This is a genomic window from Marinomonas maritima, assembly GCF_024435075.2.
GTDB lineage: Bacteria > Pseudomonadota > Gammaproteobacteria > Pseudomonadales > Marinomonadaceae > Marinomonas > Marinomonas maritima.
Map to the genome: position 1 here is coordinate 90,158 of NZ_JAMZEG020000001.1, position 14,631 is coordinate 104,788.

13 protein-coding genes are annotated in these 14,631 nt (G+C 42.6%); 6 read left to right on the top strand and 7 right to left on the bottom strand.

Annotated features, from left to right (window positions below; genetic code table 11):
• Window positions 1-35: 35 nt before the first annotated feature.
• Window positions 36-989 (bottom strand): helix-turn-helix domain-containing protein, encoded by a 954-nt coding sequence (locus tag M3I01_RS00465; RefSeq protein WP_255893569.1) that lies wholly within the window; start codon window positions 987-989, stop codon window positions 36-38.
• A 173-nt stretch (window positions 990-1,162) separates the two neighbouring features.
• Between M3I01_RS00465 and M3I01_RS00470 the strand changes: the two genes are divergently transcribed.
• From M3I01_RS00470 to M3I01_RS00480, 3 genes are read left to right on the top strand one after another with little or no spacing between them, the layout of a single operon-like run.
• Window positions 1,163-3,175 (top strand): TonB-dependent receptor, encoded by a 2,013-nt coding sequence (locus M3I01_RS00470; RefSeq protein ID WP_255893570.1) that lies wholly within the window; start codon window positions 1,163-1,165, stop codon window positions 3,173-3,175.
• Between the two features lie 12 nt (window positions 3,176-3,187).
• The gene (locus tag M3I01_RS00475; RefSeq protein WP_255893571.1) at window positions 3,188-4,258 is read left to right on the top strand and encodes a class I SAM-dependent methyltransferase; all 1,071 of its coding nucleotides are present in this window, start codon (window positions 3,188-3,190) and stop codon (window positions 4,256-4,258) included.
• A complete protein-coding gene (locus M3I01_RS00480; protein WP_255893572.1) occupies window positions 4,255-5,496 on the top strand; it encodes an MFS transporter in 1,242 nt (413 codons plus the stop codon). The genes M3I01_RS00475 and M3I01_RS00480 overlap by 4 nt, the downstream gene beginning before the upstream one ends.
• 145 nt (window positions 5,497-5,641) lie before the next feature.
• Here the strand turns inward: M3I01_RS00480 and M3I01_RS00485 are convergent, their stop codons facing one another.
• The 4 genes from M3I01_RS00485 to pspF form a co-directional block, all read right to left on the bottom strand.
• Window positions 5,642-6,697, bottom strand: a complete 1,056-nt coding sequence (locus tag M3I01_RS00485; RefSeq protein ID WP_255893574.1) for a FecCD family ABC transporter permease — start codon at window positions 6,695-6,697, stop codon at window positions 5,642-5,644.
• Window positions 6,694-7,698 (bottom strand): ABC transporter substrate-binding protein, encoded by a 1,005-nt coding sequence (locus M3I01_RS00490; protein ID WP_255893575.1) that lies wholly within the window; start codon window positions 7,696-7,698, stop codon window positions 6,694-6,696. The genes M3I01_RS00485 and M3I01_RS00490 overlap by 4 nt, the downstream gene beginning before the upstream one ends.
• A 3-nt stretch (window positions 7,699-7,701) precedes the next feature.
• A complete protein-coding gene (locus M3I01_RS00495; RefSeq protein WP_255893576.1) occupies window positions 7,702-8,553 on the bottom strand; it encodes an ABC transporter ATP-binding protein in 852 nt (283 codons plus the stop codon).
• Window positions 8,554-8,785: 232 nt separating this feature from the next.
• Window positions 8,786-9,796 carry a phage shock protein operon transcriptional activator gene (pspF, locus tag M3I01_RS00500; RefSeq protein WP_255893578.1) on the bottom strand — a complete coding sequence of 337 codons (1,011 nt, stop codon included), beginning with the start codon at window positions 9,794-9,796 and terminating at the stop codon, window positions 8,786-8,788.
• A gap of 215 nt (window positions 9,797-10,011) precedes the next feature.
• On the opposite strand from pspF, the gene pspA reads away from it, so the two are divergent.
• From pspA to M3I01_RS00515, 3 genes are read left to right on the top strand one after another with little or no spacing between them, the layout of a single operon-like run.
• Entirely contained in the window at window positions 10,012-10,683 is a 672-nt protein-coding gene (gene pspA / locus M3I01_RS00505; protein ID WP_255893579.1) for a phage shock protein PspA, read from the top strand.
• A gap of 39 nt (window positions 10,684-10,722) precedes the next feature.
• Window positions 10,723-10,971: an envelope stress response membrane protein PspB gene (pspB, locus tag M3I01_RS00510; RefSeq protein WP_072838742.1), complete on the top strand. Its 249-nt coding sequence runs from the start codon at window positions 10,723-10,725 to the stop codon at window positions 10,969-10,971.
• Window positions 10,972-11,019: 48 nt separating this feature from the next.
• A complete protein-coding gene (locus M3I01_RS00515) occupies window positions 11,020-11,469 on the top strand; it encodes a PspC domain-containing protein (protein WP_255893580.1) in 450 nt (149 codons plus the stop codon).
• A gap of 418 nt (window positions 11,470-11,887) precedes the next feature.
• On the opposite strand, the gene M3I01_RS00520 is transcribed toward M3I01_RS00515, so the two are convergent.
• A complete protein-coding gene (locus M3I01_RS00520) occupies window positions 11,888-13,507 on the bottom strand; it encodes a methyl-accepting chemotaxis protein (RefSeq protein WP_255893581.1) in 1,620 nt (539 codons plus the stop codon).
• A gap of 305 nt (window positions 13,508-13,812) precedes the next feature.
• The gene (locus M3I01_RS00525; protein WP_255893583.1) at window positions 13,813-14,520 is read right to left on the bottom strand and encodes a glutathione S-transferase family protein; all 708 of its coding nucleotides are present in this window, start codon (window positions 14,518-14,520) and stop codon (window positions 13,813-13,815) included.
• Window positions 14,521-14,631 lie beyond the last annotated feature (111 nt).

A 14,631-nucleotide genomic window follows, 5' to 3' on the forward strand; every position in this document is an offset into this window, starting at 1 on the left:
TCAGATAACGCGTACGATAATAGAAAATGATCTATTTAATATTGTAGTGAAAATAAAGATTTAGGCATTCGTCCATAAAATCGGCTGAATGCAGCGCTAAAATTTGAGGGGTATTCATAACCGACAGCGTAGGCTGTTTGGGCAACCTGATAACCCGACTCAAGTAGCTCCCATGCCTTGTTCATACGAATTTCTAGCAACATTTTATAAGGGCTGGTTTGGTAGATGGTTCTGAACCCCGATTTGAGTTTACTTTCACTTAATCCTACCTGCTGCCCAATGTATGTCAGTGTTAGTGGTTGACTCATATTTTGAATCATAAATTGTTTTGCTAGCATAACTTTGTGTTCGCCTTGATCACTGACAGTTTGGCTGTGTGGCTGCTCGTTTGATTTTCTTTCTAATAAGGACAGTTGTTCACTGAGTAAAGTGAACACTAAAATATTCTTCTCTAACGGGCGTTCTGTATGATTACTCATCGCTAACTGCATTAGGCGTTTTATATAATGTTGAGTGTGGTTAGAAGTTCTAGCATGCCAATGTTGTTGTGGCGTAGGTATTTTTTCGGCATCAAAATTAAAAGGAATGTTGTAGCGCCCAAAAGCACTTCCATCGATTAAAATACGTAACTGGTTAACTTTTTGATCCGCTTTATAAATTCGTTCTCCGGCACTGTTTCCGAAAGTCGCCAAGGCGGTGTGATTAGAAGAAAATACCAGTTCTTCACTGGCATTGTTTTTTGATCGGTAACAAGAGCGACCCTCTAATCCATAGGTTAAGCTGAATGTAGAAGCGCCTCTTTCGATAATGCTTTCTTCGACTAAATCACAGTTTGGTGTGTAGCTTGAGTAAGCAATGGATAAGCCAGGTTCAAGGATGAAACGATCGACATAGCATTCACCTATTTTTTTTGAAATAGATGATCTCTGCCAACCTTCATTAATACTGTCATCAGAAAATAAAACGTTTTTGTTGACTCGATACGCCATTCTTTTTCCGTCGCCTCTCTTTATTTTTTTGTTTATTGCTGAGATCCATATTAATAACCGTATTGAATACGTTTTTAGACGGAATCAATATGAATTCAAATGATAATCAATCTCAATAAATTCTATCATCTTTTTCCATGTCACAAAGAAAAATCACACAGAGGAAAAGACGAATGAAACGACGATTATTATTTCTCACCACGCTTATCGCCAGTGCTCTTACCCTAACGATTCCCTCAGTTTTTGCCGAAGAGAGTACCGCAGACGAGGTAACTTTATTACCAGAGTTGACTGTTACAGCAAATAAGAAAGAACAGATTTTGTCTATCGTGCCAGTGCACGCGAGTGTGTACGATGCAGAACAATTACAAGACGAAGGGGTTGATGGTCTAAGCAAATTAGAAGGTAAGTTTGCAGGTTTGAGTTTTCAGCCTTTTGGACAATCTGGTGTTAATTCTCCGGTATTAAGGGGGCTAACGGCTAACTTCAATGCCCTTTCTAGCTCAACATTATTGATTGTCGATGGTGTTCCTACGTTAACAGCGCAAGGTTTTGAAAGTACATTTGTTGATGTGGATAGAATAGAAATATTACGAGGACCTCAATCAACCGTGTATGGCCGTAATGCTGAAGTAGGTGTGATTTCGATTTTCAGTAAAGACTTAGATGGCGAAGACAAAACCCGCCTAGGTCTAGGCGTTGGCAGTCGTAATAAAAAAATTGTGCAAGCCGCTACCAGCCAGACATTAATAGAAGACACCTTATATGCGAGTTTATCGGGTGAGTTTGTTGAACAAGATGGCTTTATAGACAATATAACAACAGGCGAAAAGGCAGATGATAAAGAGCATCAAAATTTTAGCGCTGGTCTGCGTTGGCTAGCGCCAGAAAACACAGACTTTGAATTGCGCTATCGTCGTCAAGGCTATGATGACGGCGCTATGTTATGGAATAGTGCTCGCGCTTCTGAACGCGCAACCGTTGCCTCGGGTACCGATAGCTACAATGCTTCCGTAGGTCAAACCATTTCGGTTAATGCGACCCATAATACTTTATCAGGCTTGTTGTTCAATTCAGTCACGGCGTATAACGATTTTAAAGATGACGTTCAACAAGATACAGACTTTAGTGCTGCTGAGGCTTTGTATATTGGCCGAGACCATCGCTTACGAACTTTGTCACAGGAGTTTCGTTTAGAAGGCAATATAGGTGACTCCGAATGGTTAGTTGGAGCGTATCTTGAAGGTCAAGATCATGACCTAACCACTACATCAAAAAATTATTTCGGATTGGCGGCACTAAAGGCTGAACAGACAAGCCGTTCATATGCTCTATTTACAAACTGGAGCGTCCCATTACGCTCTGATATTCGATTCATTACAGGGATACGTGCATCGCATGATGAAGTGAAGATTGCGCCAACAAACTCGGATGCAAAGTCAGAAATGTGGACTGCTTTAACGCCTCAATTAACACTCCAATACTCGATCAATATCGACCACATGATGTACGCAACCTATGCGGAAGGCATGCGAGCAGGCGGATTTAATACTGTTTCAGCAGCAGCAAATTACTCGTCTTATGATCCTGAAAAAAACCAAAGTGTTGAGTTGGGATGGAAAGGCAAGCTGTTAAATAAGCAATTGAACTATAGCCTTGCAGTTTACCATATGGACATGAAAAAGATGCAAGTCATGGCAATGCCAGGTGTTGGCGTTATTTATTTAACCAATGCTGCCAAAGCTACTTCAGAGGGGGTTGAAGCCTCTGTTGCTTATAACTTCAATGAAAATTGGAGCATGGAAACAAGCGTAGCATGGAACAAAACACGTTTTGATGAATTTGTGGATGGCAGTAATGACTATTCAGGCAATCAAAATTTATTCGCGCCAGAGATGAATGGGCATTTAACATTTCGCTATGACGGAGTAAATGGTTTTTCAGCAGCGGCGAGTTTTGTTGCTAGTCGCTCTGTGTATCTCGATGCTGCTAATACGTATGAACAAAAAGGCTACGAAGTTGTTAACTTATCAACCAACTACGCAATAACAGAGAAAACAAAAATATCCGCTTACGTGAATAATGTGAATAACCGTGAATATGATGCAGTAGGTTATCAAAATGGTTATGTCACGGTTTACAGCCCACCAAGAGAATACGGTGTGAAATTCACCTTGGACCTTTAAGGAAGCATCAACATGACTTTATTACAACATCATGAATTACAGCCATTTTGGGACCTTGCTGGTGCACAGGTAAAAATTAAAGCGCTCGAAATTGCACTTTCAAAATCATTATTCGACTTATTGCTATCCCCTTCTACAGTGGAAGGGGTTGCATATCATGAATCTTTTGTTTCGTCTTTGAATGCAAAAAACACTGAAATTTGGTTGGATTTGTTATGGAGCATGGGGTGCTTAGAAAAAACGGTCGAAGAAAAGGCTCAATATTCGACGAGTGAAATGGCAAAACGTTATCTTGTTAAATCGTCATTACTGGACTGTTCTCAGGCTATTACTTTTCGCTTTCAAACATTAAAGGGTTTTGCTGATCAGTTTGAACAGATACTTGATTGGTCAGATCAAGATAGAGGGGTTGACCCTTCTTCTAATATGGCACCTTTGTGGGCAAATGCAGCCAAAGCTCAAATTTTTCAAGAGCAGCGAAGTGTAATGGTTCCTGCGCTCAATAAAATTATAGATCTAGTAATTTCCATAACGGATGGTTTGTTGTGTGCTGAAAGTGATCTTGAAAAAATGCATTTTTTAGACTTAGGAGGTGGTCCGGGCTTGGCAAGCTTGGCATTAGCGAAACGTTTTCCTGATGCGACGGGAGTGGTGTTTGATTTTCCTGAAACAGTCGAAGTGGCTGGTGATAATATTCTTGCGGCAGGAGTTCAAAGCCGCGTGTCAGTTCAGTCTGGCGATTTAAATATTACACAACCAGAAGGTGTATTCGATTTAATTTGGTGTTCCTCTGTTTTGCATTTTTTAGACAATGCAGATGCCACGATAGCGCGTATAGCAAGACTATTAAAGACGAACGGAATCTTATTGATCCTTCATGCTGAACAGACTTTTGAAAAGAACCATTGTGCACGTGTGCTGCCGTTTTACCTTCCTATGGTTATGAAAGGAAACTACCTTCCAAGGCAAGGAGAAATACCGGAAATGCTTAACCGTCATGGCATCAATTTGATAATGACAGAGGAGATTGTTTGTTTTCCAATGGCGCCTGTTTGGTTGCATTTTGGGAGAAAATTAGCATGACGAAATTGTCGTATTTTCGCCTACATTGCACGATTGGGTGGTGCAATTTTGTACTCACTTCTACATCGATTTATCTGTATCTCGGTTTGCCTCTCATCATGCGAGAGCAAGGTTGGAGTGGTACGGAAATTGGATTATTTCAAATGTCGGGTTTACCTGTGGTATTGAAATTTTTATTCGCGTCACCTATAGATCGTTTTCGTTTTAAGTATTCCAATTATGTTAAGTGGAGTTTTGTATTGGGCTGTGTTTTTTTATTGTGCTTGTTTGTTTTATCTTCATTAAAGGTAGAAACCATGACTTTCAAAACATTGTTTATTATCGCTTTATTTACGTCTTTTGTGGTTTCTTGGTTGGACGTTCCAGTGAATGCATTAGCTATTGAACGTTTACCTGAACTTGAGCGATCCAAAACTGGAGTGATTCGTTCTTCTGTGACAGCGTTTTCTGCTGTGATTGGTGGTGGTTTGATGTTGTTAGTGTATGCGAGCCTTGGTTGGTCTTGGCCTTTCTATCTATTCGTTTTTATGGCGCTATTAGCAGGTATATTATTAGTTACCGTCGGACATGTTTTTCCACCTATTAAGGATGAGAAAGCGAATGAGCGGTCTGGAAAAACACTGTCATTTTTCACCATGTGGAAAGGCTATTTTCAGAGACCTAATATGGGTATGTGGAATGTTCTTTTAATGGTGTATTTTCCTTTTATTGGCACTGCTTGGTTGTACCTGAAACCTGTTATGTTAGATATGGGAATAGGGTTGGAAAATGTCGCGTGGATTGCCAGTTTATGCGGAGTTTTAGCAGCCTTGGCGAGCTTTACTTACAGCCTTTTTATGTATCAATTTTCACCTTATCGGGTGCTGTTTTTATTTTCAATTTTGAATGTCTTAGCGTTATTTGGAATGTATATCGTCGTTTCTATGGCGTGGTCTGATTGGCGTTTGATCGTTGCAGTAATGGGGGTCTCGATTGTACTTGGGTTATCTTCCGGTGTTTTGTTTGGTTTAATTATGAACTACAGCCGTACGGCGTTTTCAGCCAGCGATTATGGTTTGCAATCCAGTTTGTTTTCTTTTACACGCATACTAGTGCCTATTTCGGCCGGTATAATTCTCGATAAAACAGGCTACTCAGGTATGTATTTATGGTTAATATTGGGGGCTGTTGTTGTTTGTATTTTGTCGTTTTATTGGATGAGATTGAATGCGCCTACTTTAAAAGGTGAGACACTATAGAATGAATTGTTAAGCAAAAAGGTCTTTAGCAAAGACCTTTCGGTTAAGTCATGTAGTCAATTTCATTGGGTAGGCTTTAAACAGACGACAGTTAATGAGGCTGAGCCTTTCATCGACAATCACCGTGGCTTCATCGACAAACTACTCACAACGAGACATTACGGCGTTGTCTCATCAGAAAGACGAAAGCGATGCCGCCAGCCAGTCCCGTTAAAATACCAATTGGCATGTCTTCCGGTGGCATGATGATTCGAGCGATAATATCGGCTGCGACCAAAAATAACGCGCCAAGTAACGCGGACAAGGGTAAGACTTTTCGGTAATCGCCACCCACTAGCAAGCGCACAATGTGCGGCACCATTAAACCGACAAAACCAATTACCCCCGAAAACGCCACCGCCGCCCCCGTGAGCAATGCACATACCACAATTACGATGAGACGAAAGCGCCGTACCGGCACACCTAACGTGCTGGCCGTTTCATCGCCTAATGTCATGGCGTTTAAATAACGGGCTTTGTGGATCAGATAACTCGCGCCGAATAACAAGGTGAAAAAAGGAAACCAAAGCTGTCCCCATTGTGCGAGCCCTAATCCGCCGAGCATCCAGAAAATAACCGTGTGCGATGCGCGATGATCGCCCATAAAAATAAACAAATTGCCTAACGCCGTCAGAATAAACGCCACCGCGACACCGGCCAATATTAAACGTCCGGCATTGTGTGCCATGGAGAAATTTGCCACCGCCAATACCAAAAACATCGCCAACAGCGCTCCGAGAAAAGCAAACACAGGTACGGTCACCACACCCAGCACCATGCCGGTATGCAATAAGGCAATAATGGCCCCTAATGCGGCACCAGAGGAAATGCCCAATAAATGTGGGTCGGCTAATGGATTGCGAGTGACTGATTGCAGTGCAGCACCGACTATCGCCAGTGCAGCGCCAACAATCGCTGCAAGAATGACTCTGGGTAGGCGAACGGCCCAAATGATGTTTTCACGACCCATCGACCAGTTCGGCAACCCATTGGTCAATGACAACTTATGTGCGATTACCCCCCAGACCGTTGACTGACTAATAGAAACAGACCCAACCCCAATCGCAACGCCCATTAACAGAATTAGTAAGATCGCTAAAGTCGGTAATAAAAACCGTAAAGGCACATGGGCGATCAGAGAGACTTTTTTGACTGATTTCATAGCGCGGCTCTAAATGCCTTAGCTAGGTGTTTGATTGCCTCGATGTTACGTGGTCCAGGCGTGGCTTCGACGTATTCTAGTACGGTGAATTGATTGTTCTTCACCGCTGGAATGTCACTAAACGCTGGATTACTGCGTAAAAAATCTATTTTCTGTTGTGCTGTCACGTCGCCGTAGTTGACGATGACAATCACGTCAGGGGCGCGGTCGATCACCGATTCCCAGCCAATTTGAGTCCAGCTCTTTTTCACGTCATCCACCACGTTTTTACCACCTGCGGCTTCGATCAGTGCCGTTGGCATGCCGTAACGGCCTGACGTAAACGGTTGCTCTTCGCCCGAATCGTAGACAAATACCTTGGTCGGTGTTGGTAATGGGGCTAGGTGTGCTTGGAAGTCCGCCAGTTCTTTTTTATAACCCGTCACCAAGGTGTTTGCACGAGACTCAACATTAAAAATACGACCGAGATTCAGCAGATCATTATAGAGGTCGTTCATCGACACTTTAGGTTTATCCATAATATGGATGCAGCTTTCAGTTAGCTCGTAGACTTTGATTCCCAAAGGATCAAGTGTGTCAGGTGTAACGCCACCGCCAACCCGCATGCCGTAATTCCAGCCTGCAAAATAGAAATCCGCGTCTGCGCCTAATAAGACTTCTTTGCTTGGGTATTTAGGCGACAATTCAGGCAGTTCACCAATGCCGTTACGTAGTGTTGGGTCTAACGTTTTCCAACCAGACACACCAGTGAACCCCACCATGCTGTCTTGTAACTTAAGCGCCAACATCATTTCAGTGAGGTTTACATCGTTCGACACCGCGGCTTTTGGCGCATGATCAAAGGTCACAACGCGGTCACAACTTTGCACTTCAATCGGATAATGCTGATCCGTCGTTGAACTGGCTTGAAGTGCACCAGCCATCACAGTGCCTAATAATAAGGTAAGGCGTGTTGCGATTTTTCTGTGCGGGAGAACGTGTTGGTGAGCGCGAGTCGGCATGAATCAATCCTTTGTTTTATGGATATAAAAAGAAAATCGTGGTCGTTGGGTCATCGGGTGTTCGTCAATGACGGTTTCCACGTCAAAAACTTGTTTAATTTGTTGTTCGGTAAACACGTGACTTGGCGGCGCGAAATCCTGCATTTTACCTGCTTTCATCACCAGCACACGATCAGCGTAAGCCGCAGCAAGGGATAAATCGTGCAAAGAGACAATCACGGTACAAGGCAGGCTGGCGAGCAGCTCTAAGACTTCGAGTTGATGACGAATATCGAGGTGGTTAGTTGGCTCGTCTAAAATCAGCACATCCGGACATTGCACTAATGCGCGCGCAATCATCACGCGCTGGCGTTCACCACCTGATAGCGAGTCAAAAGCACGGTCAGCAAGATGACCCACGTCTAAAAGTGCTAAGGCATTTTCGATAATCTGAATGTCATCCGCGGAACGTTTCCAGCTGGTCGACATTGGCGTTAGGCCAATTTCAGCCATTTCAAACACGCTTAAGCCGAATTCTGCACCAGTGTCTTGCAATACAGTGGCAATACGTTGTGCACACTGGCGCGCTGAAAGCGACCAAATATCCTGCCCATCAAGCAATACTTGCCCCGACGACGGTTTGTTCACTCGATAAAGACAGCGCAGTAAACTGGTTTTTCCTGAACCATTTGGCCCGACCACTGCGACAAACTCTCCTGCCTTGACGATGACATCAACAGGTTCTAGCAAAGGCTTGTCACGGTAAGGCGACCACGCCACGTTATTCAGCTGCATGCTGGCGGGCTGGCAACTGGAAAAGTAGGCAGCGTCATCGTGAGGATGGCTATTGGATGGGGGAAGTACGTTGCTCTTCAAGGTAAAACAGGTTCCGCTGATTAGTAAATGTTATAATATAACATTTCGATCATTAAGTGCCATCCTTCTTTATTTTATTGACTAGAATGGCATGAAAAAAGCACTTAAATACGCCGCAAACTATACGGAACAGGGTGGGTATGAACAAGGTGTGTTAGTGGGGGAATTTTCACCTTCACATGTGAGAATTGAATACAGCGGAGTAAGAAGGTTTGCTCAAATAACTAAGAGGTTATTTGAGCTTCTTGAGCAAACCTCTAAATTGATCATAAGTGAGTCCTAGTGATTGAGCGGCTAGTCGTTGGTTGTGTTGATTTTCATTAAGAGCTTGCTGAATTAAGTGTTGTTGCAGTTGAAAGGTCTGCTCTTTCAGGCTTAAAGAGGAATTAAGGGAAAAGCCAGACGGTTTTGATTCTATTGTGTTTGCCTGTGGGGCTTGTTTATAGGCGAGGCTGTCGCTTGCTTCTTCATTTACACGAGTAAAAGGATTGATTACGATTTTCTCAACGGGATCGACTTGGAAGCCGCAGCGATAAACCGAGCGTTCAGTAACATTTTTTAGCTCTCGGATGTTGCCTGGCCAATCATAATTTTTTAATGACGTTAGGGCTTTAGGGCTAAATCCTTGGAAGTATTCCCAGCCCAGCTCAGTGCTAAGCTTCACGGCAAAGAAATTAGCTAATTCTTCTATGTCTTCTTTTCTATCTCGTAATGGCGGAACTTGAATGACATCAAACGTAAGACGGTCGAGTAGGTCTGTACGAAATTCGCCTTGTTCGCTCAGGGTCGGTAAATTTGCGTTAGTTGCCGCGACAATTCGAACGTCAACTCGTTGAGTTTTAGCGCTGCCGAGGCGTTCGAACTCACCATATTCAATGAGTCGTAACAGCTTTTCTTGTACTCGTAATGACATGGTGCCAAGTTCATCGAGGAATAAGGTGCCGCCATCTGCACGTTCGAATCGACCTTGATATCCTTTGGTGGCGCCAGTAAAAGCGCCTGCGTCATGACCAAACAATTCACTCTCCATCAAGCTGTCACTAATGGCTGCGCAGTTGATGCTAATAAAAGGCTGATCCCAACGAGGCGATAAATAATGCAACCGCTCTGCGATGAGCTCTTTGCCGCTGCCTCGTTCACCACAGATCAAGATAGGTCGATTAATTTCTGCCAGAATCGAGGCATGATCAAGTGCATCAGCCAGAGCTTGAGAGCTACCAATGACTCTTTGGTTGTTTTTCATAAGATTGTCGCTTGTTCTTTATATGGTTGGTTTATTTTGCCAAATTTATACGGTTAAAAATACTAAGTAATGGTTAGTTTAACCATTAAAAATTAATCGGATAGCGCTAATAAAACAATAAAGTCATAATAATCATAAGGTTATCGAATTTGGCATGAATACTGTAATAGCAAGAGTAGAAGCTCATCAATTGCATATGAAAAGGAAATAAAACCATGGGTATTTTTTCAAGAATGACGGACATTATTAATAGCAACTTAACCTCGTTGCTGGATAAAGCCGAAGACCCCAAAAAAATGATTCGAATGATGATTCAAGAAATGGAAGAGACATTAGTCGAAGTGCGCTCTAGCTCTGCTCGTGTGATTGCTGATCGTAAAACCACAGGACGTCGTTTGGAGCGTATGCGCAGCGAAGCAAAAGAGTGGGAAAGTAAAGCTATGCTGGCGATCAATAAAGGACGTGAAGACCTAGCCCGAGCAGCGTTGTCGGAAAAGCAGCAGATAGAAAAAGAAATAGAAGCCATAGATAAAGAATTGTCTGCTTTGGATGAACACCTTGAGCATTTGAATGAAGAAGTCGGGCAGTTACAAATTAAATTAAATGATGCCAAAGCCAAGCAAAAAGGCATGTTGTTACGTCAATCCAGCGTAGAAAGTCGTATGCGTGTGAAGCGTCAGAATCATAAAGAAGCATTAGACGATGCTTTTGATAAATTTGAACGTTTTGAGCGTCGTGTTGATAGCTTAGAAGGTCAACTTGAATCTATGGATATCGGCATGCAACCAAAAGCAGATTTGAAGTCACAAATTGACGCTTTGGCGGAAGATGACGGTATCAATGATGAGTTGGCTCGTTTGAAAGAACAAATGACTAAGACCAACTAAGCTGAATCTGTATCCGTTGATAGGAAAAGGAATTGCACTATGAGTATGGCTGTATTTTTGTTTGTCCCTACCATCATTTTTATGTCGGTAGTGGCGCCTATTTGGTTGTTGCTGCATTACCGAAGTAAGAACCGGGCTGTAAAGGGGTTGGATGAAGGTGATAAACGTGAATTAGAGTCTTTATTAATGCAGGCTGATAAATTGACCGATCGCGTACAAGCATTAGAAAAAATTTTAGATGTGGAAAGCCCTGATTGGCGTAGTAGAGACAATGATGAGTACCGATGACCTTTGGGTAGTTGAGCAACAGGAGATTAGTCAGTTAAGAGGAATAAAATGATGAAAGATAAAATAAAAGAAAGTATCAAAGCCAAAAAGTCTCATGGGTGGGATTTGAACTTATATCGTAATAAGAAAAAAGATTACTTGGGTGGAGTATGTGCTGGCTTAGCAGACCATTTTGATGTCGATGCATGGGTAGTAAGGCTTTTCACCTTTGGTGGCTTTTTATTTCTTGGTGGTTTTGTAGTGATTGCTTATATCGCGCTTTGGTGGTTTTTGGATGTTCGCCCAAAAGGAGAAGATGGGTACGAATACGAATACGATGAGCGTCAACAAAGTTATCGACCAAAGAAAATGTTCAAGTACGCTGATAGTGCGAACTCAAGATTACGTCGCGCTAAAGAAAAATTGGATGATGCGGCGAGACGAGTTACTGAGATGGAACGTCATGTCACTTCCAAAAAATTTGATCTAGACCGCGAGTTCTCAAAAATTAGGGACTAATCTTTAATCTGTGCAAATAAGGAGGGTTGGTAAATGCAGATAAAAAATTCTTTTTTCCTCTTATTGTTGGGAAATACCTGTCTCTATCTGGATGCCGTATTTGCTTTTTTTTTGGCCGTGACGATGAATTGTTTGCTAGTGTTGTTATTGAATATCCCTGTTGTTGTGATTTTATATAGTCTGGGACGCTTACTATCGAAGCGACTTTATATTTGAAATAAAAGATTGGGGGAAAAATAGCTAGCAGACTGTTTTTTTAAATTGTCTGGCGGATACGAAATTCATGGAAAGTCCGCAAGATACCACACTATTTAGATCGTTTAATCTTTCACTTAAAACCCCAAAAAACATCGGTCTATTGTGGTTTTTAGCAGAAATAGACGGATGGTTTTAATTGCTTAACTAATACTTGACCAAGTTACACCGTAAAGCGTTTTACTTGATCGGCCAGCTCATCCGAATTGGTTAACGTTTCTTGAACTGAATGACTGATACGTCTAGATATTTCTAGCACTTCTTTTGACATTGAGGACAAACTCGACAGATTCTCATTAATCTGGTCGGTTACCTTACTCTGTTCTTCTGTCGCACTGGCTGTTTGCGCGGTGAAGTCGTAAATACGACCAGCCGATTGTTTAACAAAAGTAATGGATTCCTTGGTTTTTTGCGACAAAGAAACACTGGAACCTGCCATGTTGACGCTATCTGTGATGGCAGATACCGCATTACTCACACCGGACTGAAGGTCGTTGATCATCTTTTGAATGTCTTCGGTAGACGCCTGAGTTTTACTGGCTAGTTCGCGAACTTCGTCAGCAACAACGGCAAAACCTCGGCCTTGTTCGCCCGCTCTTGCTGCCTCAATAGCTGCGTTTAGCGCGAGCAAATTGGTTTGTTCAGAAATGCCAAGAATCACATCCAATACAGAGGCGATTTTATCAGACCGTTCTGATAGCTGACTGATGACAGACGCTGCGTTGTTAATCTGATTTGCAAGGCTGTCCAGTTGTTGAATTGAATTGTTGAGTTGTTCGACGCCATCGTCTGCGCAGCGGCTAAGGGATTCGACTTCTTCCACCGTGCTGGCTGCATTGTGTGCGACTTCTCGAGTTGCCCCTCCCATTTCTTCAACGGCGGTCACAATAAAGTCGAGAGATTGGTGTTGGCGCTCACTTAACTTAGCAGATGTTGTTGCAGATTCACCTAAGCCATGCATTTCTTGTCGGATGTGCTCACAACCCACTCTCACTTCGCCTATTAAACGCCCAAGTTTGGCAACAAAGCCATCTAGCTCTCGGCTTAGCTCGCCGGTTTCATCTCTTTTTGTGCTATTGATTCGGCGGGTAAGGTCACCATCGCCCGCGCTGATCTCATGTACACCAAGGGTGACACGTTTAATGGCTCTGGATATGTTACGAGGCGCAAACCACGCCAGAGATATGCTGGCGATGAGTACAATGACCGCCAAAATGGCGACGATAATTTTAAATTCGTTGGCAAAAAGATCAATTCGTTCTTTTTCATGTGCAGCATGTTCAGCGATTAACTCTTCTGAATGTTCATATAAGGATCTCAGATTAATAAAGTCTGTTTGGTTGGCACCCACAAAACTGATCATAGCGGTATTAGTGTTGCCTTGTTTTACCATATCTATAATTTCTAAGCTGCGCGAATGCCAGCTGCTATAACTGCTATCAAAATCTGTGAGAAAGTTCGTAATCTCTGGAATGTCAGTAGTCAGCTTGCGAAACTGCTGCATCCGGTCATGGGCGTGTTGAGCATTGGATAAAATAGTGCCTTCAAGAGAAGAATCTGATAATACTTCTTTTGCAAATACAAATGTGGCCAATGCCAGCCGAGATTGGTACAGGTCTCTGTCTGCATTTTGTACCAAGGCCGTGCCGTGAGCGTACTTACCTATGCTGTTTTGGAGATAACCCACTAGTGCTTCTGCAGCGATCACCACGACCAAAAAAATCAACGCTAACCCGCCAAAAGCAATGGTGTAGCGTCCTCTTATCGTATGAAATATACCCATAATATAATCCTGATTTAAACGGTTCTTGTATATTGAAATGACTTGCCTTCCTTTGCTATACAACCGCCTTTCGTCGAAAAATATGGATAAGGCAATAGCGACTTTATATAAAATGGCACCAGACTTACTAATCCGCAAGTAAGCCTATAAAGGTTAATTGATCAAGTGGTTAATTGTTTAAATCAGTTAAATCGCTTTGATAAAGAGTACGAGGTGGCTTCAAATCCACCTTTAAAAGTAGTCGATAGGGATAACGTCGATATACGAAGTAATACACAGCATGTGATTGTTTTCACATGAAAAAATTAAAGCGTAGAGTGCGTTATAGGAAGGTACCAATTGAGTGCTTTGATGGTGTTAATCCAGCGTTGAACATGAGGATAATTTAATAAATCATAAGCACCGCCTTCTTCCGCCACATGGGTGTAAGGAAACAAACAAATGTCTGCTAGCGTGAGGGTGTTACCAGTCAAAAAATCCTGTGTAGACAAGGTGTCATCCATGAGTTGCAGCGCGACATTACCTTGCTGAATTCGATCTGGCAGCATTTGTGTTTTTAGATCTGTCATGGCGTTGTGTGTCAGCCAAAAACGTGGCGACGCAATGTTTGGTTCGTGGCTGTATTGCTCCCAAAATAACCATTGATGCACCTTGGCTTTTTGGATTAGATCACTTGGTAATAGCGGAGATTGATGTGCTTCTGCCAAGTACAAAAGCACCGCGTTGCTTTCGCTCAAACATTGTCCATCATCCAGTTCTAAAACAGGAATTTTACCGTTTGGATTCATCGCCAAAAAAGCGTCGGTGTGTGTTTCGCCCTTCGTGATGTCGTATTCCTTTAATGTGACTTTTAAGCCTAAAAAAGCACATAACAAACGAATTTTATAACCGTTACCGGAAGGTAAAAAATCGTGCAAAATCATCATCAGCTCCTTGTGATCTTGTGGAATAAACGTGCTTGATGATCTTCCCTCAATCCGCCCTGATAAAAAAGCCAAATTAATTGATGGCACACACAAGGTTTCCTGATGGATAGAAAAACGAAAAAATATACAGGGCTATTAGAACGCTGATTGCAGGGCAGTTCATCGCCGAAAAATCGATATTGGCTGTCGCCGTGAACT